This is a genomic window from Variovorax sp. Varisp41 (assembly GCF_047325085.1).
In the GTDB taxonomy this organism is placed as follows: Bacteria; Pseudomonadota; Gammaproteobacteria; order Burkholderiales; family Burkholderiaceae_C; genus Variovorax.
The window spans coordinates 1,418,604-1,444,437 of sequence record NZ_CP168541.1 but is presented as its reverse complement, the minus strand read 5'-3'; the positions used below and the strand labels follow the sequence as shown (position 1 = coordinate 1,444,437).

The 25,834-nt window shown below is 65.0% G+C and carries 26 protein-coding genes and 1 pseudogene; 7 read left to right on the top strand and 20 right to left on the bottom strand.

The genetic code is table 11. The annotated features are described in order from the left end of the window. Positions 1-55: 55 nt before the first annotated feature. The 12 genes from ACEN9J_RS37995 to ACEN9J_RS37940 all read right to left on the bottom strand — a co-directional run bounded on the left by ACEN9J_RS37995 (position 56) and on the right by ACEN9J_RS37940 (position 12,568). Positions 56-805 (bottom strand): hypothetical protein, encoded by a 750-nt coding sequence (locus ACEN9J_RS37995; protein ID WP_413764966.1) that lies wholly within the window; start codon positions 803-805, stop codon positions 56-58. A gap of 27 nt (positions 806-832) precedes the next feature. After that, the gene (locus tag ACEN9J_RS37990) at positions 833-2,776 is read right to left on the bottom strand and encodes a type IV secretory system conjugative DNA transfer family protein (RefSeq protein ID WP_261211774.1); all 1,944 of its coding nucleotides are present in this window, start codon (positions 2,774-2,776) and stop codon (positions 833-835) included. After that, complete coding sequence (gene virB11 / locus ACEN9J_RS37985) at positions 2,742-3,854, bottom strand: P-type DNA transfer ATPase VirB11 (protein WP_261211775.1); 1,113 nt, start codon at positions 3,852-3,854, stop codon at positions 2,742-2,744. Before virB11 ends, ACEN9J_RS37990 begins: the two co-directional genes overlap by 35 nt. Then, positions 3,817-5,166, bottom strand: a complete 1,350-nt coding sequence (gene virB10 / locus ACEN9J_RS37980; protein WP_413764965.1) for a type IV secretion system protein VirB10 — start codon at positions 5,164-5,166, stop codon at positions 3,817-3,819. Before virB10 ends, virB11 begins: the two co-directional genes overlap by 38 nt. After that, positions 5,163-6,002, bottom strand: coding sequence for a TrbG/VirB9 family P-type conjugative transfer protein (locus ACEN9J_RS37975; protein ID WP_413764964.1), 840 nt, complete (start codon positions 6,000-6,002; stop codon positions 5,163-5,165). Before ACEN9J_RS37975 ends, virB10 begins: the two co-directional genes overlap by 4 nt. Next, positions 6,002-6,730, bottom strand: coding sequence for a virB8 family protein (locus ACEN9J_RS37970; RefSeq protein ID WP_296736398.1), 729 nt, complete (start codon positions 6,728-6,730; stop codon positions 6,002-6,004). Before ACEN9J_RS37970 ends, ACEN9J_RS37975 begins: the two co-directional genes overlap by 1 nt. Before the next feature lie 167 nt (positions 6,731-6,897). Next, positions 6,898-7,944 carry a type IV secretion system protein gene (locus tag ACEN9J_RS37965; protein ID WP_413764963.1) on the bottom strand — a complete coding sequence of 349 codons (1,047 nt, stop codon included), beginning with the start codon at positions 7,942-7,944 and terminating at the stop codon, positions 6,898-6,900. Between the two features lie 236 nt (positions 7,945-8,180). Continuing rightward, entirely contained in the window at positions 8,181-8,915 is a 735-nt protein-coding gene (locus ACEN9J_RS37960; RefSeq protein WP_413764962.1) for a type IV secretion system protein, read from the bottom strand. Next, entirely contained in the window at positions 8,908-11,409 is a 2,502-nt protein-coding gene (locus ACEN9J_RS37955) for a VirB4 family type IV secretion/conjugal transfer ATPase (protein ID WP_413764961.1), read from the bottom strand. Before ACEN9J_RS37955 ends, ACEN9J_RS37960 begins: the two co-directional genes overlap by 8 nt. Continuing rightward, complete coding sequence (locus ACEN9J_RS37950; protein WP_296736409.1) at positions 11,406-11,795, bottom strand: type IV secretion system protein VirB3; 390 nt, start codon at positions 11,793-11,795, stop codon at positions 11,406-11,408. Before ACEN9J_RS37950 ends, ACEN9J_RS37955 begins: the two co-directional genes overlap by 4 nt. Before the next feature lie 9 nt (positions 11,796-11,804). Next, entirely contained in the window at positions 11,805-12,140 is a 336-nt protein-coding gene (locus ACEN9J_RS37945; protein WP_296736412.1) for a TrbC/VirB2 family protein, read from the bottom strand. Next, positions 12,137-12,568: a hypothetical protein gene (locus ACEN9J_RS37940; protein WP_413764960.1), complete on the bottom strand. Its 432-nt coding sequence runs from the start codon at positions 12,566-12,568 to the stop codon at positions 12,137-12,139. Before ACEN9J_RS37940 ends, ACEN9J_RS37945 begins: the two co-directional genes overlap by 4 nt. A gap of 463 nt (positions 12,569-13,031) precedes the next feature. Here ACEN9J_RS37940 and ACEN9J_RS37935 point away from each other — a divergent pair, with 463 nt between their 5' ends. Both ACEN9J_RS37935 and ACEN9J_RS37930 read left to right on the top strand, forming a co-directional pair. After that, positions 13,032-13,820, top strand: a complete 789-nt coding sequence (locus ACEN9J_RS37935) for a ParA family protein (RefSeq protein WP_296736416.1) — start codon at positions 13,032-13,034, stop codon at positions 13,818-13,820. Then, the gene (locus ACEN9J_RS37930) at positions 13,817-14,725 is read left to right on the top strand and encodes a ParB/RepB/Spo0J family partition protein (RefSeq protein ID WP_296736420.1); all 909 of its coding nucleotides are present in this window, start codon (positions 13,817-13,819) and stop codon (positions 14,723-14,725) included. Before ACEN9J_RS37935 ends, ACEN9J_RS37930 begins: the two co-directional genes overlap by 4 nt. 241 nt (positions 14,726-14,966) lie before the next feature. On the opposite strand, the gene ACEN9J_RS37925 is transcribed toward ACEN9J_RS37930, so the two are convergent. Together ACEN9J_RS37925 and ACEN9J_RS37920 are read right to left on the bottom strand one after the other, a co-directional pair. Beyond that, complete coding sequence (locus ACEN9J_RS37925; RefSeq protein ID WP_296736422.1) at positions 14,967-15,299, bottom strand: hypothetical protein; 333 nt, start codon at positions 15,297-15,299, stop codon at positions 14,967-14,969. An 864-nt stretch (positions 15,300-16,163) separates the two neighbouring features. Beyond that, complete coding sequence (locus ACEN9J_RS37920; RefSeq protein ID WP_261211787.1) at positions 16,164-16,652, bottom strand: hemerythrin domain-containing protein; 489 nt, start codon at positions 16,650-16,652, stop codon at positions 16,164-16,166. A gap of 331 nt (positions 16,653-16,983) precedes the next feature. On the opposite strand from ACEN9J_RS37920, the gene ACEN9J_RS37915 reads away from it, so the two are divergent. Beyond that, complete coding sequence (locus ACEN9J_RS37915) at positions 16,984-17,160, top strand: hypothetical protein (protein WP_296736426.1); 177 nt, start codon at positions 16,984-16,986, stop codon at positions 17,158-17,160. 568 nt (positions 17,161-17,728) lie between these two features. On the opposite strand, the gene ACEN9J_RS37910 is transcribed toward ACEN9J_RS37915, so the two are convergent. Both ACEN9J_RS37910 and ACEN9J_RS37905 read right to left on the bottom strand, forming a co-directional pair. After that, complete coding sequence (locus ACEN9J_RS37910) at positions 17,729-18,595, bottom strand: alpha/beta fold hydrolase (RefSeq protein WP_413764959.1); 867 nt, start codon at positions 18,593-18,595, stop codon at positions 17,729-17,731. Between the two features lie 110 nt (positions 18,596-18,705). Beyond that, positions 18,706-18,954, bottom strand: coding sequence for a GlsB/YeaQ/YmgE family stress response membrane protein (locus ACEN9J_RS37905; protein WP_413764958.1), 249 nt, complete (start codon positions 18,952-18,954; stop codon positions 18,706-18,708). Positions 18,955-19,300: 346 nt separating this feature from the next. Between ACEN9J_RS37905 and ACEN9J_RS37900 the strand changes: the two genes are divergently transcribed. After that, entirely contained in the window at positions 19,301-19,519 is a 219-nt protein-coding gene (locus ACEN9J_RS37900; RefSeq protein ID WP_413764957.1) for a type II toxin-antitoxin system VapB family antitoxin, read from the top strand. Positions 19,520-19,562: 43 nt separating this feature from the next. Continuing rightward, positions 19,563-19,880, top strand: coding sequence for a VapC toxin family PIN domain ribonuclease (locus ACEN9J_RS37895; RefSeq protein ID WP_413764956.1), 318 nt, complete (start codon positions 19,563-19,565; stop codon positions 19,878-19,880). 169 nt (positions 19,881-20,049) lie between these two features. Here ACEN9J_RS37895 and ACEN9J_RS37890 read toward each other — a convergent pair. The 4 genes and pseudogenes from ACEN9J_RS37890 to ACEN9J_RS37875 all read right to left on the bottom strand — a co-directional run. Then, positions 20,050-20,259, bottom strand: a pseudogene (locus ACEN9J_RS37890) (acetyl-CoA hydrolase/transferase C-terminal domain-containing protein); the annotation flags it as partial. A 165-nt stretch (positions 20,260-20,424) separates the two neighbouring features. Further along, positions 20,425-21,108, bottom strand: a complete 684-nt coding sequence (locus tag ACEN9J_RS37885) for a GntR family transcriptional regulator (protein ID WP_057590462.1) — start codon at positions 21,106-21,108, stop codon at positions 20,425-20,427. Positions 21,109-21,157: 49 nt separating this feature from the next. Then, the gene (locus ACEN9J_RS37880) at positions 21,158-21,937 is read right to left on the bottom strand and encodes a glutathione S-transferase family protein (protein ID WP_296736594.1); all 780 of its coding nucleotides are present in this window, start codon (positions 21,935-21,937) and stop codon (positions 21,158-21,160) included. Positions 21,938-21,954: 17 nt separating this feature from the next. Beyond that, positions 21,955-22,938 carry a quinone oxidoreductase family protein gene (locus tag ACEN9J_RS37875; RefSeq protein ID WP_413764955.1) on the bottom strand — a complete coding sequence of 328 codons (984 nt, stop codon included), beginning with the start codon at positions 22,936-22,938 and terminating at the stop codon, positions 21,955-21,957. A gap of 125 nt (positions 22,939-23,063) precedes the next feature. On the opposite strand from ACEN9J_RS37875, the gene ACEN9J_RS37870 reads away from it, so the two are divergent. Beyond that, on the top strand, positions 23,064-24,107 hold the full coding sequence (locus tag ACEN9J_RS37870) for an ABC transporter substrate-binding protein (RefSeq protein ID WP_413764954.1): 1,044 nt from the start codon (positions 23,064-23,066) through the stop codon (positions 24,105-24,107). Beyond that, a complete protein-coding gene (locus tag ACEN9J_RS37865; protein WP_413764953.1) occupies positions 24,091-25,821 on the top strand; it encodes an ABC transporter permease in 1,731 nt (576 codons plus the stop codon). Before ACEN9J_RS37870 ends, ACEN9J_RS37865 begins: the two co-directional genes overlap by 17 nt. Positions 25,822-25,834 lie beyond the last annotated feature (13 nt).

The following is a 25,834-nucleotide window of genomic DNA, read 5'->3' as shown; positions in this document are numbered from 1 at the left end:
GTGCGGCTCAAGTCCGCAGCGGCCGGCGAAGGGCGCGCGCCTCTGCGTTGCGAGTTCACGTCCGCTCATGGGCATGCCTGTCCCACTCGGTGGCGCGTCCCGGCCCTGAGAGGACGGGCGCTCGCGCCATCGCCACCCGCCTGTCTGGAAGATGGAGGTCCAGCCCATCCACGAGCGCATCAGCGATGCGATGGCGAATGGATGCGAGTAACTGATGCTGAGAGTGCGGATCTACGGTGAGGCGCCGCGCATACTGTGCAGCCAGTTGCAGCCCGGCCATGGCGTACGTCAGACGGGGGTCGCGCTCCATGCTCCCTGGCGACAGCGTTCGTTTGACGCGCAGCTGCTGAGCTTCTTGTGCGAGCATGTGCATATGGTCTAGCGTCTCGATGCGCCAGTGACGCCGCTGCGCAAGCACCCGCTCTTCACCGACAGCTTCCGAGTGGCCGTCCTGGGCGGGCACGCGAAGCCGGACGGGTTTCGTGCCCAGGGGCAGGACGACGACCTCGTCTCCGATGCGTGGCTGGGAGACCGCTCGCTGGAGTGCGGCTTCCAGGTCGGCGCCCCAAAGGCTGCGCTCTCCAACCTCTGTGCGCAGGAGCACGTAGAACGAGCGTCGTGCTGCCGGATCGAACCGATAAGGCGCTGCGGCGGCCTCCAGCAACACGCCGCGCACGGGCGCGCGGCCACCGCGCGGGCGCCTTGTGTCGCCGGTCTCCTGCGGATCATCGGATCCCGATGGCGGCGGAGGTGCGGCCCCTGGCGGCTGCGCGCCGAGTGGGGCGGCGTTGGATGAGGAGTGCATGCGATGGCCTTGGTTGGAATGGACCGCTCAGACCAGCAGGCGGGCCATGAACTCGTCGGTGCGCCGCTTCATCTCCGCCTCACTCAGTGGCTCGGTGGGGATGTCGACGTCGTCGAAATCGAAAGAAAAGTCCTTCAGATCCAAGCTGCCGTCGAGCACGGCCTGGGCCATCTGCAGGTCGTCCTTCGCCCGCGCATGGCCCGTGCCCGTGGCGGGCGTCGTCGAAGTCGCAGCGCTCGATCCTGCCGGTGGCGCAGGCGAAGGCATCGCATTCCCGGCAGGTGCCGTGGTTGCACGAGCGGCCATCTCAAGCTTCGGGACTTCGGGTGGGGCGATTTCCCGCCGGGCAAAGGATTTGTCCTTGAAGTAGATGATGCGGTGAGCGAGGACGGGCCGAAGTCCTTCATAGAAAAGGATCATGCGCGCCGGGTCGAGCTCCTTGACTTCCTGGGGCAGCAGCAGCCGGCGCGGCTGTTCGCTGATGCTGACGCTGCCCGATGTGCCTGAGCCGCCCCACATCGGGCGGCTGACGCTTTTCTGGCGAACCGTGTAGGTGCCAAGCTCGCGCGAGATGGCCTCGGCATCCTCGTACTCTTTGGGCGGAAAAACGATGCGCGCGGCGAGCATCTTTCGAATCGACTTGGCACCCTCCACGCCGTACTTCTCGATCAGCTGCGAGTTGGACTGGACGATCACCACGGTGCGCACGTTGTAGCCGGGCAGGAACGCCGTGGATTCCGCGATCACCGGAATGCGCCCGAGCGCGGGGAACTCGTCGAGCATGAGCAGCAACTGGTGCTTCAGGGCCGGGTTGCTCTCGGGCAGTTCCCGCGTCTGCAAACCGATGGCCTGCTGGAAGAACAGGTTGAGCAAGGGCTGCAGACGCGCGATGTTGTCTGGGTTGATCTGCACATAGATCGAGATCGGACGCTTGCGCAGGTCGCGAAGATCGAAGTCGTTGGCCGAAGTGGCCGCGTCGATCAGGGGGTTGAGCCACAGATCAAGTCGACTCGTGAAGGTCTTGCGGATGCTCGAGGCGGTCGTTGGCGCGAGGTCGATGACGTCGTACAGACTGCGCACAGCTTCCTGCGACAGCGGGTAGCCGGCGCGCTCGCACGATTCGATGACGCGCTTCCAGTGTTTCTGGAAGCCCTCCGCATCGCTCGCCATGCCCTGGCGCAGGACTTCACCCAAGGTGCGTGTCGCCCCGGGTGTCTCGAACAGGTACAGCGCGATCCCGAGGAACAGTGATCGCGCGGACGAGGTCCAGAAGGGATCGCCCGCCAGGGGATCCGGGAACAGCATCGTTCCGATGCGCTGCAGGTCGTCGATGCAGCGGTACGGCGTTTGCGACACATAGCCCAGCGGATTCCAGCGCGAGGAGCGCTCCTGCTCGGACAGGGGATCGAACAGGTGCACTTCCTGGCCCTTTGAAAGCCGGAATCCCGCTGTGCGCATGAAGTTCTCTCCCTTCACGTCGCTCACGATGGTGGAGCCGGGCCAGTTCAGCAGGTTGGGCACCACGACGCCCACGCCCTTGCCGCTGCGAGGAGGTGCTTCAACTTCGGCGCCTTGTTGACCGGCGAGCACGAGGTAGCGCGCGCCCAGGCGCCCGAGAACGATGCCGTTGTCTGCGAGCAGCCCGGCCTTCCGAATCTCGCGGTGCGTGGCGAAGCGGGCCTCGCCATGCAGCGCGCGTCGGCGCGGGACCATCGCGATGGCGACGCCACCGAGCGTGATCCCTTGTGCCCCCACCAAAGCGGCCAGCAGCGATCGACGAACTTCGGGTCGGTCACCGTAAGCAAGCCAGTAGTCAACGATCGTCGACAGCGTGGCGCTCTCGGGCGGCAGCTTCATGAGCATCAAGAAGGCGTAGCCCGCCGCCCACAGGCCTACCATGGCCGCGACAAGCAAGGCGCCCCCGATCCTGAAAGCACTAGGCCAAGGCTCGACGCTTGGTGCTGGGGTCATGCCAGATCTCCTGCACGATGCGTCGCTGCCGCACACGTGCGCATTGGATGACGACGTCCACGCTCAGCTGAGAAAGCTCCACGCCTTCACGCGTGGTCATGCCGTGGCCTGCGGCACTGCGCTTCATCAGCTGCGCGAGTGCCACGAAGGCCATTTGGGCGCTGTCGGCATGAACGCTGGTGATCGAGCCCGGATGGCCGGTGTTCACCGAGACGAGGTAGTCATAGACTTCATCGCCGGTTCGCAGTTCGGACAGGAAGATGCGGTCGGGACGCTGGCGCTTGGCACCAGCCAGGAGCTGCCCTGGCGTCACGATCGCCTGTCCCTGAGCGCCCTGGGAGTAGAACAGACGCACGTGATTGGGCTGGTTGCGAAGGGACAGCTCCCTGACGTCTTCGATCGTAATCAGCCGGTCCTCGGGGGGAACTTCGAGAATCAATGCCTTGCTCAGCGTCGTCTTGCCCGATCCGGTGGCGCCCGACAGCAAGATGTTGCGGCGCAGTTGAACTGCGCGGCGCAGGAAGTCTCCGAACCTGCGTTCGCGAAGCAGGCCCGCAAGCTCGCGGTCTTCGAGGCCGGCCGAGCTCGCCTCCGACGCTGCCTTCAATACCGCTTCGTTGTAGCGTGTCGCCTCGAACACGCCCATCGATTCAAGTTGATCGAGCGACCACAGTGCACTGGAGGGACGACGAATCGTGATGGAGACGGTCTGCTCGGAGGTCGCCGGCGGCAGCACGATCTGTATGCGTTCGCCCCCAGGCAAGGTGGCCGACAACAACGGTTCTTGAGCCGAGACGCGCTGCTTCGTGAAGTTGGCAACGAGCTTGGCGATTGACATGCACCATTCGAAGCTCGCGAACGCGACGATTTCGCGTGTCCATCCTGTCTGCCGTTCCACAAAAGCGATTCCTGGTTCGTTGATGCAGATCTCCGTGACCTCGGTGTCCTCGAGCAGCGGCATCAGCGGGTCGAGAAACAGCGCGAGCGAGGAGGGCGGCGGTGGCGTGGCTGTCGTCGCCAAGCCTGAAGCTTCCGCTTCTTCAGGGTTGGGCAGGCGCGACGCGTAGGGCATAGACATCGCGGAAGTCCACGTCTCGGGCCACCAGGATTTGGATGCGTTCGCCCTGGTTCTTGATCACGGTTGGAGGTATCGCAATGGTGCTGCGCAGTACCTCGGTCAGGATGTCCCGGCTGCCTTGGGGACCGACCACCAGCGCGCCGCGGTTGGTCAGGCCCGCGCCACCTTGCTGCTGGGCCGTCATCGCCTGCATCGTGCCGTCGATGACCGACACGAGGATCGCTGCGCCAAAGCGCTCCCAGAAGTGGGTGTCCACAAATCCCGGTAGGCCGTTGCGCCCCAGCTCGTCGGTGCCCGGCGATGCCAGCTGGACCACCACCCCGGTGGGTGTTCTCGCCTCGCTCCAAAGCACGAAAACACGGCCCTGCCCCTGACGGGGCGAGCCGCGCTGCTCACCTACGTACTTTGTGCCGCGCTCGAGCAGCACCACCTTGCCGTCGGCACTGTAGATGTCGCTGGCACCGATGCAGGTGGTGAGACCTTCGTAGGTCGAATCGATCGCGGTCTCCAAGGTGCAATCGATGAACGCGCCCTTGGGCAGAAGAAAACGGCGCGTCGGCAGGACCTGTGCTGTAACGGCGGGGGTGCGGGTCGGCCGGAGACCGCCCTCGAGGCCGGGAGGGCTGGGAGGGGCGGAGGGGCTGGAGGGTGGCGGCTGCAAGGCCCCCAGGATTTGCGCCATGTTGGGTACGCCGCTTGCCGCCGGCACGGTGGGGCCGCCGACGAAAGCGGCCGTTGCTGCTGCTGCGTCAGGCGACAGCGCGTGCCGCATCACGGGCGACCCGAGCTTGCGCTCGAGCGCAAGCTGGGCCGGCGTCTTTGGCGGTGGCCCGCCGGGCGGTGTCGCCGCCGCTGCGGCCGGTGGAGCGCCGGGCGGCGGTGCGGGGGTCTGGGGCGGCATCGGCGGCGGGTCGATCCGGCCCAGCGGCGGCACCTTGGTTTCGCCGCCGGCGCGGGCCGCCGAGGCCTTCTGTGCGGCCAACTGCGCCTCGCGACCCCTGGCGTACTGGGTGCTGTAGTACCAGAACAGGAAACCGGCACCCAGCAGCAGCATGGTGCCGATGGCCACGAAGCTGCTGATCCTCGACTGGATCGTGCGTTCCCGATTCACCGAGGGAATGGTCCGCTCCCCGTCGATCGCATGGCCGCGCCCGGTGTGGGAGGCATCAGGGCGCTCCGGACGACGGGGAACGGAATAAAGCTCGCCAGTGTCTGGATCGACCGCGCCCGCACTGCGGCGCCCATCGGGCGCTTCGTTGTCGGCGGATGAATTCGCCGGTGGGTTGAGTCCCGGATTCGGTGCATCGCTCATGGTTGCTCTCCCACGGTTGCGCGTTGCACATCGGGCGCCACCGTCGCGCCGGGCGTGCGCGCGCCGCTTGCGAATGCCTTGTTGACCACGCACCCCACGAGCTGACCCCGGCGCAGCACGAGGCGACGCGCGAGGCGATGGATCACGATCTCGTCGGCGTCGATGTTGAAGTTCAGCAATGACTCCGTGCCGTCGTCGTTCTGAACGAAGATGGCCGGCAGTTCAGCCTGTTCGGCGAAACGAAGGCGGATGTGGTGGCCGTCGTCGGAGGCGCGGATCGGCCTGAGCGACTCACTTCCGCAGAACCAGTAGTCCCAGTTGCGCGTGGCTGCCGTGCGGGTGAGCTTCGCGTCCACCTCAGCGCGCTTGCTCGCCTCTTCGGCAGCGCGCAGCGTGTCGGCCGGATAGTTGAACCGGATCGAGTAGATCATTCGTCGAGCCGCGGCCCCGGCGGGCGCCCGGGCTGAGACGATGTAGTCGAAGTGATAGGTGCGACGGTCGGTGAGGATCGTGAGATTCGTATTGGCCTGCGCTTCCTTCGGCTTGAGGAAGAGGTGGTTGCGCTGCGCACCTACGTCGAAGGAGCCGTTGTCGCCGGAGCCCAGGTTCACGAAGGTCTCGCCTTCGGCGAACTGCAGGTGAATCTGGTAGCCCACGTAGCCATGCAGGCTGATGACGTCTTCCGGGTCGTAGTCGATTGTGCGCACGCGCGCATCCACGTGCCCCTCGGGCGGGATCGTTGCGGCGCGCACCGCCGTGTGGGTGGTGCACAGCCAGCCGATGACGAGCACCAGCACGAGCGCGGGCCGGCGAAGAGATGCAAGACGATGGTTCATCAGCGCGCCTGCTTTGCGGGGGAGAGGGGGACGGCGACGGTCGGTGCGACTTCGGGCTCGCGCCGATACTCGACCACCCTGAAACCCAGGGGATTGAGCGAGCGCCATTTGTCATCCTTCGATGGCGGCACGTAAGCGAACTCGATCGTCGCCACCCAATGGGTCGTCTGCTCATCGCCCGTGCCGCCGGCTCGGGCGTAGCGGCTGAAGCGAACTTGTGCAAGCTTCTCCTTGCCGCTTTCCAGCTTGAGGAAGGTCACAGCACGCACCTGCGCGCGAATGGCCGTGCCGTCCTTGAAGGTGTTGAGCGGCGAGAGTGGATTGTTGGCGGCCCACGACGCCGCCCAGGCCTGGTTCAGGAGAGGCGAGTTCTGGGAGGCGACCAGCTCGTAGTCGGCTTCGGCGGTCGCGTAGAAGTAGCGCTCGCGTGCAATGACGTAGTTCTGCAGCAGGTTGCGCGTCACGACCTCTTGAATGTCGGTGGTACCTTCGTAGGTCGGCACGATGTCGACGATGCCGCTGCTGCTGTCCACGCGAATGACCACCGGCACCGGCTGCTTGAGGGGCGTGAGTCCAGCGACAGCGGCCACGGCGAATACCGCGACGGCCGTGGCGGCAGCGGCCACGGCCCAGGCGGTCTTGGCGGAGCCTTGGGCGCGACGTGCGCGATCGAGCTCCCAGCTCTGAGCTTCGAGCGTGTAGCGCTCGAGCGCCTCGTCACGATGCATCGGAGCCTCCTGCAGGAAGGGGTGCCGGGGAGCCATTGATGGGTGTGAGGGCGCCTTCGCAGGTCGGAGGACGGGGTGCTCGCGTGCCGCAGCCGCCAAGCGCCAGAGTGAGCAATAGTGCGACCATGAATCTCACGTGAGAGCTCCTATAAAGTCGTTTTGGAAGGTCAAGTCCGAGAGGAAGAGGGGTTCATCACTCGGTCTCTGGGCAGGGTGGGGCGCTGCGCGCCTGCACCCCTGCCGGCCAGCGAAGCGATCGACGACCCGACCCGGTTGCCTCCCAGGCGACGGAAGGAGTCCCATCGGCTGCCGCGTTCGCCGTGCAGGCCGTCGAGCACGCCGCGGCCGAATTCGTACGCGCTGCGCCTGGTGCCACCGAGCGCCCACTTGGTGAGCCCACCGACAGCGCTGAAGGAACTGAGCGCAACGCCACTGGCAAGTCCGGCGGCGATCGGCATCACCTGGCACATCACGAGCAGCACCACCGCTGCGATCAAGGCCATGTTGATGGCATCCACCGTCGTGAGCGCCGCGCCACGTTCCGCGGTTTGAGCGGCGTAGTTCGCAACGACTTGCAGCATGAGCGAGGCGACCATGCTTGCGAGCACCGCGACGAGCGCGTAGTTCGAGAGCTGGGCGACCCATGCCTCGAAGAAGCGCCGTGTCGCTTCGAAGAAGAGCAGGGAGATGAAAATCGGGCCCAGCGCCAGCACGACGGACAGCGCGATCTTCGACAGGGCGAAAAGGAAAAGCGCGTAGACCGCGACGGCGCCGATGATGAGGTAGATGACGGCGCCGGCGATGTAGAAGCCCACATCCCCATTGAGCACACCGCCCCTGCTCCACAGGCTGAATGCGACCTCTCCCCCCTTCTCCCAGATCGTGTCGATGGTCGAGACGGGATCCGTGGCGCCGACGATCGCTGCCGCGAGTTGGGTCGGGGCGTTGAAGAAGGTGTCGACGATGAGCTCGTTGAAAGCCCAGAGTCTCAAAGCCACACCCAGGATGACCGCGATGAAGAAGATCCGCTTGATCCCCTCCAGAATGGGTTCCTGAATCTTGCCGGTGAGCGAAAGGTATCCCCAGATCATCACGTAGAGCGTTGCCAACGTGATCACCGCGGGCTCGACCGCAGTCGCCAGTGCGGCAGACTTCGCGCCTATGAACTCAGTGAGCTGCGAGACGAGCTGCGTCCAAAGCTGTCGAAAGAACATGGCTTGGCTCCTGAAGTTTCAAAAATCGTGAGACGCCACTTTGACCTCAGCCACTGGATGCGCCGCCGGCCTTCTGCGTGGGGTCGCATGGCTTGTGGTTGGTGCGCATGCTGCAAGCGCAGCGGGTGATTGGCAGCCCGCTCGCCGTTTGAGAAGCCAGTGGCTTTCCCGAAGCCGCCGTGGCGATGACCACGACGGTGGCGCGCCAAAGCGGTGTGTCGATGCGGCAGGGGCGGCTAGGGTGTCGGTGTGAATCGCCTGGAGAAGTCACCGTGGCCGGACACCACGCGTTCTCGGGTTCGCTGGCGCAGTCTTGCCTCATCAGCCTGGGACAACTGGTAGAGCGCCTGGAGCTTGGTCTGCTCGTTCGTCAACATGTTCTGCTCCCCCTGGATTCGCGCTTGCAGCTCCTGAATGGCCTTGGGGTCTCGGGCTCGCGCGATGGCGGTGATCAGCGTCTGCAGTGCAGAGAACCTCTGGCTGGTATTCTGAAAAGCCGTCTGGGTCATGCCATCCAGCAAGGCGGCAGATTGACGGCCTTGTTCGACGAGTTGCCTGAGCTCAGGGCTCAGCGCGTCCATCTGCGTCGTCGACAGCACGCTGTTGGCGCTCACGATCGATCGCACCTGTTCCGACAGGCCTGCATAGCCTGGCACGGGCGTGTCGAGCGACCTCCTCAGGTCGGCGTAGTTGCTCGGCAAGTAGTTGCGTGCTGCGTCGGAAGTCGCAAGAAGCTGCTCCATGCCGCGCGAGCCGCTCATCGACTCGTAGGTCTGCTTGAGTTGCTCCTTGGAGGCCTTGAGCTCGTCGAACTGCTTTTGCATGGCAGAGATCTGCTGTTGCCAGTACATGATCTGCTGGATCAGGTTGGCGATGGCCGCGAAGTCGATGACCGGAATCCCCGCACGCGCTTGCAGTGGAGCCAGTAGCGCAGCGCAGGTGACAAGCAAGAGAAGCAGCTTTCTAGGCATGTGGAAACTCCTGGGGCGAAGGTCGTTGCGAGCCGTGCTGTAGCAGCGCCTCGCGAAAAGGGGCGAGCCACTGGGTGGGGGCGTCTCCATGGCGCTTCATCAGCGCCTGCATGAGCCGGACGTTGCTGGTACGGCCCGAGATGACGCCCAGCGCATCGTCCAGATGCCTGAGGTCCAACTGGGCCACGACGCTGTCGCGGTTCTGCTTGATGAGGAACTGACGCGATCCGGGCACGAGTTCCTGCTTGACCAGCGCGAACTCACGCTCGGTGAGGTTGAAACCCTCGGTGCAATCCGCGTGGTTGGCCTCGGGGTTCGGAAAGAGGATCTTGGTGGGCGTTTGCTCCACGATGGCTCGCGCGATGCTCGAGCCCAGCACATGGTGCGTGCTCTGCGTGAAGGTCACGATGTTCGCGTTCTTCTTGCGCCACGTCTCCAGGCCGTTCTTCGCGAAGCTCGCGAATGCGGGGTCATCGAGCAGCTTGGCGAACTCGTCCATCCAGCACACCAGCGGCCGGCCATCGACCATGCAGTTGACGAGATGGAAGAGGTACATGGTCAACGGGGCGCGCACCACGTCGTTGTCGAGGAAGTCGGTGACGTCGAAGCCGACCAACGCATGGGCCTCGAGCAGTGGCGCGACGACGTCGTGGTCGTTGTCGAACACCCACGCGTAGTCACCGCGCTCCGAGGCGCACCATTTGCGCAGCCGCGCATGGACACCTTCCGGATCGGTGACGTCCAGGAAAGCCAGCAAGCGCGACAAGCGGCGGTAAGGCGGCGCGAGTGCGAGCGTCCCGTGCAGGGCCTGATCCAGGTCGTCTTCCTGTCGCACGCTCAGGAGCTCGTGAGGCGAGCGCATCACGAGGCGGCGCAGCCATTGCCGCAGGAACTCGAGATTCGTGGGGACCCCTGCGTCGAGCTGCAGCGGGTTGCAGCCGGTGGGAATGCCGTTCTTCAACGGAAGGTACTGGCCTCCCAATGCCCGCACGAGGATGTGGAGGCCCTCGTCCTTGTCGAAGATGATCTGGGTGGCGTCCAGACGGTTGCAGATCGCGACGATGCAAAACCCGAGAAAGGTCGTCTTGCCCGTACCAACGGGCCCGACGCCCGTGACATGGCCCACATCGCGACGGCTGCCACCATCGGGGCTGCGCGGGTCGCTCGCATGCAATGAGAAGTAGTAGGGCGAGCCTGCGCGTGTCGTGAGCATCGCCAGCGCATCACCCCAAAAGTTTCCGCGCGCGCGACCCGTCGGGAAGTTGTGAAAGGGCGACATGGCCGCGAAGTTGCGGCTCGTGATCGGCGCCTTGCGCGTCCGGTAGCCGAAGTTGCCCGGTAACTGCGCCCAGAACGCGGCCTCGAGTGCCAGGTCCTCGCGTGCGACAACCATCCCGGTGTCGCCGAGCAGGTAGCGAGCCCGCGCGATGTGGTCGTTGAGTTGCTTGAGCCGCGGTACGCCCTCGACGGCGCCCGCGCCTTCCTCGGCATCGGCGAGCACATGCAGGCTGAAGTGATGATCGCCGACGACGAAACGGTTGCTGACCAGGTCATCCAGCGCGTCTGCGAGCTCGTCGACCTGCGAGACGGCCAGATCGCCTGCGGCCGCCATGCGGTTGTGCTGCCGGCGCATCACGTCCACCGCGGTGCCTTTGGCCAGGAATGTGAAGCTCTGCGCGAGGATGAACGGAAAGTCGGCCGTGAGAAGGCCGCTGAACATGCCGGGCGCCGTGGGCGTCGGGTACTCCTTGATGCCGAGGAAGGCACCGATGCGACTTTGCGTCCCCGAGCGGTACTCCATGGCTTCGTTGCCGAAGAAGGGGCGGGATGTGGCAAGTACCTCGTTGAGCGGAGATCGTGGCAGCGGCATGCGCTGCCACTCCCCATTGATCAGCATTGCGAAAAACTCGAGCAGCGAGGAGAACGGTTTTTGTGTGCCTATCGGTCGGTAGATGCCCAGTGGCTCGGGGTCGTAGCGCTCCAGTGAGGCCAGTAACTCCTGGCGAAGCTTGGTGCATGTGTCCAGGGAGTCCTTGAGCTCTGCCAGGGCGCCCTGTGCGTCGGTTCGCTTGAGGAAGGCCAGCGCCGCGTTGCCGACACGGGTGGACTGGGGACGGTAGACGACGGACAGATAGAGCTCGTTGACCATGAGCCGCTCCTCGGCCATCTTGCGGCGGTAGCGCTGCTCGAGCTCATCGGCAAAGCCGGGGACGGTGCGCCCGGCGGGGTAGCCTGTCTCTCGCCTGCGTACGACGTGGGTCCACAGCGCCAGATGTGGTGATGCGATGTTGCGCAGCAGCACGTTCAGGCGTTCATGCCAGTTGTTGAGGTCCTCGTCGTCAGCGCTCTCGAAGCTTGCGCCCCCCAGGCGCAGGGTCTGGACATAGTCTCCTGAGCGCAGGCGAACCACATGGGCATCGACGTGCGAGGAGAAGGGGATCATCGAGGCCGCGCTCGCTTCGCGGCGCAATGTCGATTCAGAACGGGTGGTCAATCGCACAGCGCACCCTCCACGGCGATCAGCACCTGCACGTGTCGGTCCCGGCGGCGGCCGCGGGCACCAGGCAGGGTCAGAGCGAGCGGGCTGTAGGAGTTGGCGCGCCAGAAGCGCAGGTTTCCGTTGAGCGCCCCTGGCAAGCGCGTGCGGCCCCACAACTGCAGCAGGTCGAAGAAACGTGGCTCGTAGAGGCATACGAGGTAGAGCACGCCATGGATCGGGACGAAGGCGAGCAGCCAGGCGAGGTTCTTCGTGACGATGAAGGATTCGATGGTCACGACGATGTTGAACATCATGGCGGAGTAGGTCACGCCCCAGACCATGGAGGGCCGGGTCATGCCGACAAAAAGAGGGTCCGCCGTGATGCCGTGGTTGCGATGCATGGCCGCCCCTCAGACGCCGAAGAGGCCACGGATCCACGAGACGATCTGCGGGCCGCCGAACACCAGCACCGTGCCGATCACCACCGCCACCAGCCACCACCAGCTCAGCCGCCCGAACCAGGCCATCGCACCCGAGACCATCACCGCGACGGCTGCAATGGGTGTCAGGATCGCAACGAGTTGCTGCTGCGCGGCGTTGGCGCCGGTTGCAAACGGGCTGCCCGCATGCGCCATGAGGGGCCACAGCACACACAGAGCGGCGGCGAGCAGGACGCGCAGGGCAAGCGTCGGCGCTCTTGAATGGCGCGTCGCCGGACGGTGGATATCACGAGTGTTGAAGTTCATGTGCCACTTTCTTTGTTTCTCACGCTGGGCGGAACAGGGGAAAGAGATCCCGCGGGCGGTGGCGCCGATGGGTCCGCGCTGCCGATGCGTTGCCGATACACGTCCCACCAGCGCGCGGGTGCTGCCGCATCCGAGCGGCGCGCGGTGGGCTTCGTGTCCGTCGACCGTGGTCTGTTGGCGCTGCGCTGCCGCGGCGCAGACGGGCTTTCTTGTAAGGCCGTTGCGAGCTCTCGCTCGAGCGCGACCAGATCCCCGAGCGCGCGTGCACGCTCCGTGTCGACTTCGGCCGCGCCCTCGGCATCTGCGGCCTTCAGACGCGCCGCATGACGGCGAGCCAAGGCGTCGATGGACGCTTTGGTGTTCTGGAGCTCCTGTCTGAGGATGGCGACGCGCTCGCTGTCGCGCGTTGCTTGCACGATGGGCGGCATGCTGGGCTCGGCGCCGGCGGATAGGCAAGCCAGTGCAGCGAGGATTGTTCCCAGGAGCGTCTTTAGGAGCGCTCCTGAGAACATCTGAAGGCGCGTTCCTTGGCACGTTCCCTGGGGCCTTTCTGGCCATGCCGTCAAGCGCGGTGCCGCAGATGCCTTCGCTAGGCGCGTATTGCATCGCATGCAACGCTGGATGGGCCGTTGCACCCCAAGAGGAGGGTTCGAGAAGTTGGTGGAGATTTGCATCGGGTGCAATGTCTGTGCGCGAGGGCTACCACGCCACTATCAGTTCGGGTAGTCATCGGCCGGGCACCTCTGGTCTCCAATGCGCACCTTTGCCGGCAGGCGTTCTCGACGCCGTCGACCGGCGTCGACGCACGGGTCCTCTCAGGCCAGCGAACTGCTCCGCACACTGCGGTGGCTGCACGCTTGCGTCGAACAAACCTTCGACCAAGGGGATGGCATGGGCAAGGTGGTGGTCTTCAGCAATCAGAAGGGCGGGGTAGGGAAGACCACGCTCGCGGTGCTTTACGCGTTCTGGCAACGCGAGAAGCACGACAGATCCGTGTGCCTCATCGACCTTGACACGCAAGGCAATGCCTCCAAAACGCTGCGTGCATATGCCCAGGGTATGCGCGCAGCCGGGCTTTTCGCGCACGAAACCGAGGTGAACGATCAGCTCGCAGGAGAAGGCCGGCTTGCATTGGCGCCGGCCTCGAAGAACCTTGCAGACGTCGAACTCGCCAAGGCGGAGGTTGCCATCCCGGTGTTTCGCCGGAACGTCGAGGCTCTGAGCTCGCTGTTTGACGTGGTGGTCATCGACACGCCACCCGCGCTCGGCTTGCGAATGAGCGCCTCACTGATCGCCGCCACCGATGTGGTCTGTCCGATCGAGTTGGAGGAGTACAGCATCGATGGCGTGACCGACATGCTCAAGACGGTCTTCGGTGTGCGTCAGCGCTACAACCCTCAGCTGCGCCTCGCCGGCATCGTGCTCAATCGCTTCAACCCTCACTCCGTGCGGCAAAAGGCAGCGATGCGGCAACTCGTCCAAAGCTTTGCCGAATACATCGTTCCCGCACACATCTCGACGCGCTCGGCCATTCCGGAAGCGTTGTCGCAGGGTGTGTCGGTCTGGACGCTGGCCAAGGGCTCAGCACGTGACGCGTGCTTGGAGGTAAGGGAGGTTTTCGAGCTGCTACAGCGTCGCATGGACGCGCAAGACGTGGCATCTTCGGGCATGCCATCATGAAGGACATCAAGCCACTCGACCTCAGCGGGCTCCACAAGTTTCGGGCTTCCGAGCTTCTCGATTCAGCTGGCACTGCAAGTGCGCTGCAAGCGCCCCTGGAGATCGCGCTCGCGTTGATCGATCCCGATCCCGACCAGCCGCGTCGTCGCGTCGGCGAGCAGGCTCTGGTCGAGCTGAGCGAATCGATTCGTGTGCACGGGGTGCTCGAGCCGGTGTCCGTGCGAGCGAACCGGGCTGCAGCTGGACGCTATCTGATCAACCGCGGCGAGCGGCGCGTGCGTGCCGCTCGACAGGCAGGCCTGATCACGGTGCCCGCATTTCTGGACGATCGAGCGGACCCGTTTGCTCAGGCGGTGGAGAACCTGCATCGCGAGGACATGTCCCCACTGGACCTCGCGCTGTTCGTCCAACTGCGCGAGGCCGAGGGAATGTCGCGCGCGGACATCGCTCGCAGGCTGGCCAAGTCCCGATCTTTCGTCACGGAGGCGGCCGCGCTGAACGATATGCCGCCGCCGCTCAGGCAAGCGATCGACGAAGGGCGCATCGGCCTTGACCTTCGTGGCCTCTACCGACTTGTCACGGCCTGGCGCCGCGCGCCAGAAACGGTGGCGGCCGCCTTTGAGCGGGACGCACCGACCACCCGCGCGGAGGTTGAAGCGATGCTGGCCACGCAGGAAGCGCCAGAGCCTGCTCCGACGGAGAAGGCCGAGCGCTCTGTTGCCCGGGCGACAGCGACGCGCAGCGCGGGCCGTACGGTGCTGGTGGTCGAACACGGCGGGCGCCGGGGGACATTGCGCATCAAGGCCCACGACGCCGACAAGGGCGAGGTGCGCTTTGCCGACGGGAGTCATGTGGCGCTGCCACTGAGTGAGCTGCGTTTGGTGTGCTGGGCCGCGCAGGAGTAGTGGTCGCATCGCAGCAGCTGATTGGCATTCCATCCGGCGCCGGCCGAAGTAAGCAATTTTCCTGGGACCGGGAGCGCTCAGCGAAGGGGCACCAACTGCTTGAGTGCGCAGGCAATCCACGCGTTGCCATCAGATGGTCCGGCACTTGCAGGCGCCGAGCCGCCGTACTCTCTTGCGAGCGGAGGCCCTTCGCGGCTATCGCCCGCCATCTTTAAGCTGCCGGCGCGGCGGTGCAGGCGGCTCAGCCTTGGGGCTCAGCCCTGGATTTCTTTCGTCCGATGGGCGTCGGATTTCGCTCCCTGTAGCGGTCCCACCAATACAGGGCTGGAAGGGCGATGGCATGAGCGGCGGCGCAGGCGAAGCCGATGACCATGACGATGACGGCTAGAAATGGGAACACCGCGATTCCGATGAAGGTTCTGAGCACACTCATAGGTGGAGAAAGGCGCAAAGTTTCTCTTGAGCCGAGGCCGATTCCGTAGGGCGCTTCCGCTGCACTTGCGGCAAGGACGTCGATGCTGGAAATTCTCGGCGCGGCGGGCCAGCAGTTGGCGACTCTGACATCGGGCTTCAAGAGCCAAGCGGTGCGGTTCGGCCGCTAGCCGCATGGCTCATTTTGACGACGGGCAGACGCTTGCTTCTGCGGGGCTCGGTGGCTTGTCCGCACTGTCGTGCGGCGGGTGGCCCGGCACAGGGGGGCGTGCGGCGGCACTCGCCGATTTGCTGGAACGGGTGGCCGGACGCCACCGACGGTCCAGCGGGCATCAGTGCCGCTTGTTGAAGCTTGCGGTGCTGTCTTTTGCCTTGGACCACGGCGCAGGTCGATGCGATCTCGGATGGACGCGAAGCCTAGATGCATAGTCGACCAGCGCTTGGTCGACCGCATCCTTGCGGAGCAACTGCACCTTTGCGCAGTTCCCACACTGGTAGGCCTCTAACCACGGGAACACTCGCATCCAGGGACGGCGCTCTACGCTCTTCAAATGGACGATGCTGCAGGAGCAGCTGTTGAGAACTGTCATGCTCAATCCGAGGGTATGGGTGGAGCCATCGATTGTCGCATTTGAACGAGGAAATGCATACCATCCGCCGATTTCTTGGGCGAAGGGTCGTATTTGTGACTGATCGGTTATATTTTGTATGTAGAGTATCGGCATGCGCCGAGTGCGTTGTTGCGTGAGACGGCGCTCCTGCGGCGGGGAGCTTTCAGGCGATCGAGTGAGGATGCTTCGACGCCTGGACGCCTGGACGCCTGGACGCCTGGACGCTGGACAACTTGTGGCCTCGGTGGAGGGGCGCGCATTCAGGCGAGTGCGTCTCGCGGTGCGTCAACATGCTCAGCGACGCAGCCCCGCAGGCTTGCTGGAATGTTTGATGGCCCATGCACGGCTCAAAAGAAAGCCCGCCGAAAGGCGGGCTCTTGCGGGCGCGACGAAGCTCATGCGCCGGCCATCACCTCGGCCATCAATTCTTCCTTGCGCGCCATCAACTGCTCGCGCATGGCCACGAGGTCCAGACCCTTGGCGGCACGGGCCTTCGGGAACATCTCGTTGCGCTCTTCCTTCACATGGTGGTCGATGTACTCGCCGAGCACCTTCACCTTGGCATCGAACATCTCGTCGATGTCCTCGGCTTCCTGGATCTGAGCGATGAGATCCTTGGCGCTCGCGTGTTCGACCTCAGCCTCGTCCAGCAAGTCGGTCTCCTTGATGGCCTCCCGCACCGCGGGGTAGAAGATTTCTTCCTCGAGCTGGGTGTGTACTGTGAGTTCTGCGCAGATCTGCTGCGCAAGCTCGCGCTTTTGTGCGGTTGCGCGGGCCGACTTCGAGCTGGCGACTTCGTCGTAGGCGGTGAACATCTTCTTGACGTTCTTGTGGTCGGTGTCCAGCAGGCTGCAGGCATCGGGCTGGGAACGATTCGTGGTCATGGCATAGCTCCTGTGATATGGGTCATGGGGAGCTCAAGATCGGATCCTCGTCTCGATAGGGCCGTAGGCGATAGGCGCATCGCTTCGCCAGAATTCTCGAAAGCCCGCCAAACGCTATGGCAGTCAGAAAGGTCCGATTCGTTGGTGCGACGAGCACATCGGATCCCGACAGCACTTGCGTTCGGCCAAGATGCGCTGCGCCAGGCGTGCGTGGGCACCGCTGCAACGGCGAATGAGGCTGAGCGGGTTGATTGCGGACGCTCTTGAAATTTTTTGCCGCTGCCGCTAACTTGAACCCGTCGAAGTTTGGGTCGACGAAGAGGAGGTTTGTATGACCACAAGCTTGCTTCAACAGATCGAGACTTCTCGTCTACCGATGCCGATCTATCGAAACGAAGAGCTCGATCAACTCCGCATCTTGCGGGCTGCCGGGCTTGTCGTCGCGGCTCTTCCCGATCCGGCGGATTCGCCGGTCCGTTCGGTGAAGGTCTCGCAGCGCAGGTGCTGACCGTGACGCAGAAGGGTCGTGAGGAATTGGATCGATTTGAGTATTCCGGCGCTCGGGCGCCGCTTTGGCGACAGCGCATGCCGCGCATCTTCACGCGGCACCGCACCACGCCGCCGTCCTCAAGCAACTCTTCATCCGCACGCTGCAGTAGCGAGGCGCCCGACCTGCTGCCCTTCTCGGCCGCAAGAGGAATTGCCTAGGGCTTGGGGTGCGAACCGTGTAGCGGGGGCAAGCCTGGGTCTGCCTGCGGCACTCAAGGTGAACAGGTCCGAGTTTCTTTCGGCCCGTTGGCGAGGAAATTTGATTCCCGCAGCGACTCGTTCGAACTGAACGCGCCTCGAGGCATGGTTGGCAGCGCCTGTCAGCGCGTGAGGAGGCGGCGTAGGCCAGGCGATCAAGCATCGCCGTTTGACGCCTCCTGTAACCGTCGAGCGCGACGGAAAGCAGGTCGATCTGCTGAGGGGGAGCGCAGGGATTTCATCCCCGGCGATGGGTGGGGCCGTACAGCACCGCTGCCGAAGCGGGCAAGGACGTGTATCCCCTGGTGGGCGGCTGGCGTCGCGCGCTGTCAGCTTGCCGGAGAAAGAAACTCGATGAGCGCCGCATTCACTCGCGGGGGCTCCTCGTGATGGAGCCAGTGTGTGGCCTTCTCGAGCCGAACGATGTCTGCGTCTCGGCAAAACGGCAGCGCTGTGGCGGCAAGCCCCGGTTCAAGCGCAGCATCCGCTTCACCCCAGATGATGCGCACCTTCGCGTCGATCAAGCCTCGATGTGGTCGCGCGAGCGGCAGCGCGCGATACCACCGCAGCATCGCGGCGACCGCTCCCGGCTGCGCCCAAGCCTCACGATAAGCGCGCAGTTCGGCATCCTTGAAGGTGTGGGGGCGTGCACTGCGAGTCAGCGCCTTCTCCAGCAGCGCGAAGTTCCGTGCTGCGAGCACAGCGTCTGGCACAAAGGGCACTTGGAAAAATGCGATGTAGCTGCTGCGCAGCATTTGAAGGGGATGGCTGAGCGTGTACAAGAACATGCTGGCCGGGTGAGGCGCGTTGAGGATGACGAGACGATCGACGGCCGTCTTGTCGCGAGCGGCCAGATGCCAAGCCACCATGCCGCCCCAATCGTGGCCCACCAGGCTGAATCGAGGCGCCTGAAGATGCTCGGCCAGCTCGCGAATGTCGTCGGCCAGGGTGTCGAGGGCGTAGGCAGAGATCGAACCGGGTTTGTCCGAGTTTCCGTAGCCGCGCTGATCAGGGATCGCGACGCGAAAGCCTGCATCGACCAGGGGACCGATCTGCTTGCGCCAAGCACCCCAGTATTCTGGAAAGCCATGCAGCAGGATGACCAAAGGCGCATCCTCACTGCCTGCGAGAGCCACGTGCAAGGCGATGCCGTTCACGTGAATGATGCGATGCGTGAGGGTGGCTAGGCTCGACATGGTTAGTTTCGATCGGCAAGGCAGGGCTCTGGGTGTTGGTGTTTCAAGCCGGCCCGCCCTGGCTGCCCTGTCTCCCCTTCATGTGCGCCTGCTGCGCTCTTCGCTCCTGTTCAGGAGCGCTTGCGGACGGCGCCGTAGATGGCCAGCACGACCACTGCACCGACGACGGAAGCCACGAAGCCTGCTCCAGCGCCCGCTTCATACCACCCCAGGGCGCGTCCGAGATAAGTCGCGAGCAGGGCGCCGACGATGCCCAGGACGGTGGTCCATATGAAGCCAAGAGCTTGGCGCCCAGGCAACACGGCACGCGCGACCAAGCCTGCGACGAAGCCGATCAAAATGGTCCAGAGGAGTGACATAAGCACTTCGATATTTGTGGAGGAACAACAAGCGCACAGTTCAGTCGCGCCCCAAGCGGTCGCTGCGATAGCCAAGGCCGATGTTCAGGAAGCCGAGTGCAAGATCCCGTAGGCCCGGGAGCCGTCGCCGCGAATGATCCCAACATTGAGGCTTGGGCGGTGGTGTTGCTTGTAGGCGCAATCCGAGAAGCGGGTCGGATGTCAAATCTCCGACCCGGCATTTCGTCGGCCGGCCCTGAGGCCGCCGCGGGAATACAGCCCCTGCTGCCGTGAGCAAGCATGTCCGTTGACGGTTGTCGCGCCGGGGTGGACGATCGATGGCATCGAGTCCGAGAACAAGGAGCTTATGAGAACGACCGTCACGATCGACGACACGTTGTATGAGGAGGCGCTCAAAGTAGCGGATCCGAGTATGAACAAGGCGGATCTATTCAGGGAAGCGATCAAAACTTTTGTGAGAGTGCAGTCCGCAAAACGGCTTGCGGCGCTTGGGGGACGGATGCCCGAGATCTCCGATGTTCCTCGTCGGGACGCGGCACCTGTTCATGACGCTGGTGCAAATTGATACCTCGGTTTGAGTTGATCATTTTCGCGCGCGGAACTCCACCTTGGAGCAGCTGCTTGGACTTGACCAAGTATTGATTCATCCGATGGTGATAGGGGAGCTTGCATGCGGTACACCGCCAGCGCGTACCCAGACGCTCGGATATCTGCATCACCTGCAACATGTGCAGCAAGCCAGCCTGCGCGAAGTGCTCCTCTTCATCGAAAAAGAGCGTCTCTTTGGATTGGGGTGTGGCCTCGTGGACCTGACCCTTGTGGCATCGACGCTGATGACGCCTGGCGCCGAACTGTGGTCTCTAGACAAGCGCCTGAACGATATGACGCAAAGGTTTGCGGTCGGGTACCGACCCGCTGTCCATTGAACGTTGGATTTCCAACATCTCGTGGGGTGCGGATGCGATCGCTGATGAACAGGTGTCGGATTCGACAGATCGTTGCGCGATGCCCGTTGGGCGGCCCTGCACGATAGGCAGTGTGCTCGTTGCCCCCTTGGTTCCGTCGTTGACTCGCCATGGTCTTGAGGATGCATTTCTAAGCAGTGCGAAGCAGCGGCCTGGCTTCGCACCGCAACGGCTCGCGGTGCTCGGGCGCCGCGATCGACACCATGGCCTCCACGCGCTCGCGGATCGTCAGCCCTCGCAGCCGGGCCATGCTGTGCTCGGTGGCGATCACGTCGACATCGCCGCGGGCCGTCGTCACCGGTCCATGGAGCCGGCTGGCGATCTTCGAGCGGCCGTCCTTCCCGGTGGAGGCAGCACGATGATCGAGACCCCACCGTCAGATTGCAATGCGGCGCGCACGAAATCGACCTAGCCCGCGACCGCGCCGATGTGGTCGCCCTCGATGCGGCGTGGCAAGCCTGAAAAGAGAAGCCCCCTTGCCTGCGATCGGGCCGTCGTGGAGGCTCTAAGCGGAGGGAACGGTGTGCTTTTTCGACGCGCCCTTGGCGACGGCATCGACATATACATTTCCACCGCTGGAGATGTGCATCGACATGGCGCGGTCGGCGCCGTCTTCGTCCCCATTCAGGATCGCCTGCACGATCGCTCGGTGTTCGACCATCGAGTTGCGCACCCGGTTGGGCCGGTCGAACAGCGAGCGCTGTGGATGCCGCATGCGCAGGCGCATGAGTCGCAACTGGCGCGCGAGCACCTCGTTGAGGCTGCCGTCGTACACGGTCTCGTGGAACCAGCGGTTGGCGCGCTCGTAGGCAACAGGATCGTCCTGGGCCGCGGCCTCCTCGCAGGCCCGCATCGAGGCCTCGAGGTCCTTGCGCAGCGCCGCGGGCATGCGGCGCGCCGACAGGCGGGCGGCCAGGCCTTCCAGCTCGGTGAGCATCTCGAGCATCGCGACGTACTCCGTGAGCGAGAGCGTCGCGACCACGGCGCCGTGGCGCGGCACGATGTCGACCAGGCCAGCGGTCGCCAGTTGCTGCAGCGCTTCGCGCGCGGGCGTGCGCGAGACGTTGAAGCGCTCCATCAGTTCCTGTTCGTCGAGGCGGCAGCCGGCGTAGAGCTTGCCGGAAACGATCTCGTCCTCGAGGGCTTCGCGAATCTTGTCGCTGAGGTTGACGCGGGAAGTGGTGGCCATGTTGTGTCGCCCGGATGATAGTACGCGGGCCTGGTGCGTCGGTCTCGCTTCAGTGGCCGGCCGTGCTGGCGTGTTCGCGTTGCTGGAGCACCTCGCCGAAGGCCTGCAGCCGCGCGGCCGCGAAGGCCGGCCGTTGCCGCACGGCCTCCCACCAGGCATGCACGCGCGGGCTGGCTGACGCATCGAGCGCCTCGGGCGCGATCTCGGCGATGCGGGCGATGAAGGGCACGGCGGCGATGTCGGCCAGCGAGTAGTGCTCGCCGATCAGCCAAGCCGAAGGTGCGGGCGACGCCGAGCCGGCGAGCATGGCCTCCATCTTGTCGACGAGCAGCAACAGCTTGCGCCGGGCCTCGGCCTTCTCCTCGTCGGAATAGGGCTGGCGCGCGATTCGGACCCAGGCTTCGCGCCGCTCGGCCGTGGGGATGCGGGCGATCTTCTGCTGCAGTTCCTCATCGCTCCACTGCCGGGCCATCGGCTGCAGCATCAGGCTCCAGTTGAGGATCAGCAGGTTGGGCAACGCCTTCTCGTCGGTCCAGCGCACGAAGTTGCGCAATTGGGCGAGCGCGTAGGGGTCGACGGGACGCAGGGGCGGCGTGGGCTGGATGTCGTCGAGGAACTCGCAGATGGTCGAGCTCTCGTGAAGAAAGCGACCCGGCGCGATCTCCAGCGCGGGCACCACGCCGTTCGGGTTCATCGCGAGAAATGCGGGCGCGTGCTGCTCCTGCTTGCCGAGGTCGACGGCAACGCTTTCGTAGTCGATCTGCTTCTCGGCCAGGCACAGGCGCACGCGGCGCGAGGCGCTGGACAGCCAGGCATGAAAAAGTCGCATGGTGGTCGTCCTCTCGTTCAGGGAATGAGCACGGTCGCGCCGGTGGTGGCGCGGCCTTCGAGTTCGCGGTGGGCGCGCCGCACGTCGGCCAGCGCATAGCGGTGACCGATCTCCAGCCGCACCTGCCCCTCGGTCAGGGCGCCGAAAAAGGCCCGCGCCGCAGCGCGCAGTTCCTGGGGATCGGCGATGAAGCTGCGCAGGGTCGGACGGCACACGCTCAGCGACTTCGCGTGGAGCAACTGCAGGTCGAAGGCCTCGACGTCGCCCGAGGCGGTGCCGTAGCTGATCACGATGCCGCGCGGACGCGTGCATTGCAGCGAGGGCAGGAAGACGTCCTTGCCGACCGCGTCGTAGACCACGTCGACGCCCGCGCCACCGGTGAGCGCCAGGGTGCGTGCCGCGAAGTCTTCGCGGCGGTAGTCGACCGCATGGTGGCAGCCGTGCGAGAGCGCGACGCGCGCCTTCTCGGGCGAGCCCACGGTGCCGATCACGGTCGCGCCGAGCGCGCGCGCCCATTGCGACAGGATCACGCCCATGCCGCCGGCGGCCGCATGCACGAGCACGGTCTGGCCGGGTCGCACCACGTGCAGCCGTCGCAGCAGGTACTCGGCGGTGAGACCGCGCAGCAGGGTGGCGCCGGCCAGTTCCTGCGACACGGTGTCTGGCAGCGGCACCACGCGGTGCGCCGGGAGGTTGCGCGTCACCTGGTAGGCGCCGGCATGGACGTACGCCACCGCCTGCCCGCGCGCGAAACCCGTCACGCCCGCGCCGATCGCCTCGACCACGCCCGCGCCCTGCGCGCCCAGCGTGATCGGGAACGGGGTCGCTGCGTGCGGGCCGTGCGAACCGCGGCGCTGGTAGATGTCGGCGAAGTTCAGCCCGATGGCGCTCTGGCGGATCTGCAGTTCGCCCGCGGCGGGCGGCGGCACCTCGACCGTCGTGTCTGACAGAACCTCGGCATCGCCGTGGCGATGGATGTGGATGGCGACGCTTTGTGTCATGGACCGCGATTAGACGGCTGCACTCGCCATCAATGGATTCATACAAACACCTAGTGTATTTATTGTTTGATGTTGTGCATACTTTGTTGGCCGACGCCGATCGGTCCCGATTCAAGGAGACATCCATGCAGTTGCGCAGACGAGAGTTCGGCCTCCTGGCCGCCGGTGCCCTGGTCGCCCCCTATGTCGTGCGAGCCCAGCCCATCAACCTGGCCACGCTGCACGAGGCGGCGCGCAAGGAGGGCGAGCTCACCTGGTACACGGTGCCGCAGACCTCCGAGGTGGCCGAGAAGATGGGTCGAACTTTCAGCACCCGCTATCCGGGCGTGAAGGTCAACGTCGTGCGCACCACCGCCCAGGTGGCGTTCCAGCGCCTGAACCAGGACCTGAAAGCCGGCACGCCCAACTGCGACGTGTTCACTTCCACCGATCTGGCGCACTACGTCGACCTCAAGGGCCGCAACCTGCTGCTGAAGTACCTGCCGGCCGCGGTCGCGCGGCAGGACAAGCGGGTGCAGAACATGGACCCGGATGCGTACTTTCACGCTTCCAGCTGTTTCATGATGGGCCTGATCTACAACACGCAGAAGGTGCAGGCCGCAGCCGCGCCCAAGAGCTGGAACGACCTGCTCGATGCGAAGTGGAGCGGTGCCGCGCTTGTGGCGCACCCGGCCTACAGCGGCGCGGCAGGCGCCTGGTGCATCGAGATGCGCAAGCTCTTCGGAGAGGGCTGGTTCGCCAAGCTCGCGGCCGCCAAGGCGCACGTGAGCCGCTCCACCATCGATGCGGTGACCACCGTGATCTCCGGCGAGGCGTCGATCTCGGCCGGCCCGATGAGCCTGGCTGCGCGCTCGGCCTCGCGCGGCAACCCCGTGGCCACGCTGGCGCCGAAAGAGGGCCCGGTGCTGATCCTTTCGCCATCGGCGATCATGGCCAACACCCGGCGGCCGAACGCCTCGCGGCTGTTCATGGAATGGCTGCTCGGTAGCGAGGACACTGAGCGCATCTCGGTCGAGGAATTCAGCGTGCCGCTGCGCGCCAATGCCAAGCCCGCGCCCGGCGTGCTCGGCCTGAGCGACGCGAGCCCGCTGCTGGCGCCCACGCCGCCGCAGATGGTGGCGCAGATTCCCAAGGTGATCGAGCTCTGGCGGGATGCCTTCGGTGTCTAAGGCCGCCGTTCTCGCGCTGCCGGTGGCGCGCCGCACGCCGCATCGCCTGGGCGACCCGGCGATCTGGTTCTTCGCCGTGCTGATCGCGGTGCTGTTGCTGCTGGTGGCCAACCCGATCCTGCGGCTGGTGTGGGACAGCTTCCATACCGCCGAGGGCCAATGGTCGCTGCAGAGCTATGCCCAGGCACTCGGCCGCAGCCGCAACCTGCAGGCGCTGCTCAATTCGCTCTATCTCGGCGCGGCGGTCACCGCGCTGGCGTTGCTGCTGGGCGTGCCGCTGGCGCTCGCGGTCTCGCGCACCAACATGCCGGGCCGAGGCTTCACGCACCTGAGCGTGCTCGCGGCCTTCGTGATGCCCAACTTCCTCGGCGCCATCGCCTGGATCCTGCTCGCGGGCCCGAACGCGGGTTGGCTCAACCGACTGGTGGTCGAGCTCCTGGGCACCGCCAAGGGGCCGTTCAACATCTTCAGCTTCTGGGGCCTGGCCTTCGTCATCGCGCTGTACACCTACCCGCTGATCTACGTGTTCACGAAGTCGGCGCTCGACCTGGTATCGACCGAGCTCGAGGATGCGGCATCGATCCATGGCGCCGGCAAGTTCCAGACCATGGCACGGGTGACGCTGCCGCTGGTGCTGCCCTCGATCGTGGGCGCGGCGATCCTGATCTTTCTCGAGGCGATCGCGCTCTACGGAACGCCGGCGCTGATCGCGATTCCGGCGCGCATCAACCTCGCGACGACGCAGATCGTGTCGTTCTTCCAGTATCCGCTGCAGGTCGAGCGCGCCGCGGCCTTTTCGATGCCGATCCTGCTGTTGACCATCGTGCTGCTGATGCTGCAGCGCAAGCTGCTCGCGCGCCGCGGTTACGTGTCGGTGTCGGGCAAGGGCGGCGAGCGCCGGCCCTTCGACATCGGCTCGTGGAAGTGGCTGCTGCTGGGCTATTCGGTGCTGGTCGCGCTGCTCACGGTGATCCTGCCGCTGGCCATCCTGATCCTGGCGTCGCTGTCCAAGGCCTGGGGCCGCGGGCTGTCGCTGGACAACCTGACGCTGGCGAACTTCCACAGCATCTTCTTCGAGCAGCTGACCGTGCGCGCGGCCATCCTCAACACCGTGCTGTACTCCGGCGCCACCGCGCTGGTGTGCGTGGGCATGGGCATCTGCATCGCCTACGCCACGCAGCGGCGCATCACCCCTTTTCCCACCTTCGTGCAGTTCATGGCGCTGGCACCGGTGGCCGTCCCGGGGTTGATCCTGGCCATCGGCCTGTATGCGGCCTATGCCGGGCCGCCTTTCAGCCTCTACGGCATGGGCGTGCTGATCGTGATCGCCTTCACAACGCGCTTCCTGCCGATCTCGGTGGCGGCGAGTTCGGCCGGCGTGCGCGCACTCAACCCGGAGCTCGAGGAGGCGGTGCGCATCCTCGGCGGCGGACGCCTCACGGTGCTCACGCAGGTGGTGGCGCCGCTGCTCAAGAAGACGCTGGTGGGGGCCTTCATCCTGGTGTTCGTCATCTGCACGAAGGAGCTGTCGACCGCGGTCTTCCTCACCGGTCCCGAATCGCGTGTGGTGTCGGTGCTGACGCTCGACCTCAGCGAACAGGGCAACTACGAGACGCTCGCCGCGATGGGCGTGGTGCTGGTGGTGATCGTGACCATCGTCGTGGGAATCGGCATGAGGCTCGCGGGCCGCGACTTCATGCTGCGCCGCTCCTGAACCCGCATGCACA

What these genes read in the sequence shown, in the direction of transcription:
- ACEN9J_RS37995 (WP_413764966.1), bottom strand. Translation starts at nt 805, where the DNA reads ATGCACTCCTCATCCAACGCCGCCCCACTCGGCGCGCAGCCGCCAGGG.
- ACEN9J_RS37990 (WP_261211774.1), bottom strand. Translation starts at nt 2,776, where the DNA reads ATGACCCCAGCACCAAGCGTCGAGCCTTGGCCTAGTGCTTTCAGGATC.
- virB11 (WP_261211775.1), bottom strand. Translation starts at nt 3,854, where the DNA reads ATGTCTATGCCCTACGCGTCGCGCCTGCCCAACCCTGAAGAAGCGGAA.
- virB10 (WP_413764965.1), bottom strand. Translation starts at nt 5,166, where the DNA reads ATGAGCGATGCACCGAATCCGGGACTCAACCCACCGGCGAATTCATCC.
- ACEN9J_RS37975 (WP_413764964.1), bottom strand. Translation starts at nt 6,002, where the DNA reads ATGAACCATCGTCTTGCATCTCTTCGCCGGCCCGCGCTCGTGCTGGTG.
- ACEN9J_RS37970 (WP_296736398.1), bottom strand. Translation starts at nt 6,730, where the DNA reads ATGCATCGTGACGAGGCGCTCGAGCGCTACACGCTCGAAGCTCAGAGC.
- ACEN9J_RS37965 (WP_413764963.1), bottom strand. Translation starts at nt 7,944, where the DNA reads ATGTTCTTTCGACAGCTTTGGACGCAGCTCGTCTCGCAGCTCACTGAG.
- ACEN9J_RS37960 (WP_413764962.1), bottom strand. Translation starts at nt 8,915, where the DNA reads ATGCCTAGAAAGCTGCTTCTCTTGCTTGTCACCTGCGCTGCGCTACTG.
- ACEN9J_RS37950 (WP_296736409.1), bottom strand. Translation starts at nt 11,795, where the DNA reads ATGCATCGCAACCACGGCATCACGGCGGACCCTCTTTTTGTCGGCATG.
- ACEN9J_RS37945 (WP_296736412.1), bottom strand. Translation starts at nt 12,140, where the DNA reads ATGAACTTCAACACTCGTGATATCCACCGTCCGGCGACGCGCCATTCA.
- ACEN9J_RS37940 (WP_413764960.1), bottom strand. Translation starts at nt 12,568, where the DNA reads ATGCCGCCCATCGTGCAAGCAACGCGCGACAGCGAGCGCGTCGCCATC.
- ACEN9J_RS37935 (WP_296736416.1), top strand. Translation starts at nt 13,032, where the DNA reads ATGGGCAAGGTGGTGGTCTTCAGCAATCAGAAGGGCGGGGTAGGGAAG.
- ACEN9J_RS37930 (WP_296736420.1), top strand. Translation starts at nt 13,817, where the DNA reads ATGAAGGACATCAAGCCACTCGACCTCAGCGGGCTCCACAAGTTTCGG.
- ACEN9J_RS37920 (WP_261211787.1), bottom strand. Translation starts at nt 16,652, where the DNA reads ATGACCACGAATCGTTCCCAGCCCGATGCCTGCAGCCTGCTGGACACC.
- ACEN9J_RS37915 (WP_296736426.1), top strand. Translation starts at nt 16,984, where the DNA reads ATGACCACAAGCTTGCTTCAACAGATCGAGACTTCTCGTCTACCGATG.
- ACEN9J_RS37910 (WP_413764959.1), bottom strand. Translation starts at nt 18,595, where the DNA reads ATGTCGAGCCTAGCCACCCTCACGCATCGCATCATTCACGTGAACGGC.
- ACEN9J_RS37905 (WP_413764958.1), bottom strand. Translation starts at nt 18,954, where the DNA reads ATGTCACTCCTCTGGACCATTTTGATCGGCTTCGTCGCAGGCTTGGTC.
- ACEN9J_RS37900 (WP_413764957.1), top strand. Translation starts at nt 19,301, where the DNA reads ATGAGAACGACCGTCACGATCGACGACACGTTGTATGAGGAGGCGCTC.
- ACEN9J_RS37885 (WP_057590462.1), bottom strand. Translation starts at nt 21,108, where the DNA reads ATGGCCACCACTTCCCGCGTCAACCTCAGCGACAAGATTCGCGAAGCC.
- ACEN9J_RS37880 (WP_296736594.1), bottom strand. Translation starts at nt 21,937, where the DNA reads ATGCGACTTTTTCATGCCTGGCTGTCCAGCGCCTCGCGCCGCGTGCGC.
- ACEN9J_RS37875 (WP_413764955.1), bottom strand. Translation starts at nt 22,938, where the DNA reads ATGACACAAAGCGTCGCCATCCACATCCATCGCCACGGCGATGCCGAG.
- ACEN9J_RS37870 (WP_413764954.1), top strand. Translation starts at nt 23,064, where the DNA reads ATGCAGTTGCGCAGACGAGAGTTCGGCCTCCTGGCCGCCGGTGCCCTG.
- ACEN9J_RS37865 (WP_413764953.1), top strand. Translation starts at nt 24,091, where the DNA reads ATGCCTTCGGTGTCTAAGGCCGCCGTTCTCGCGCTGCCGGTGGCGCGC.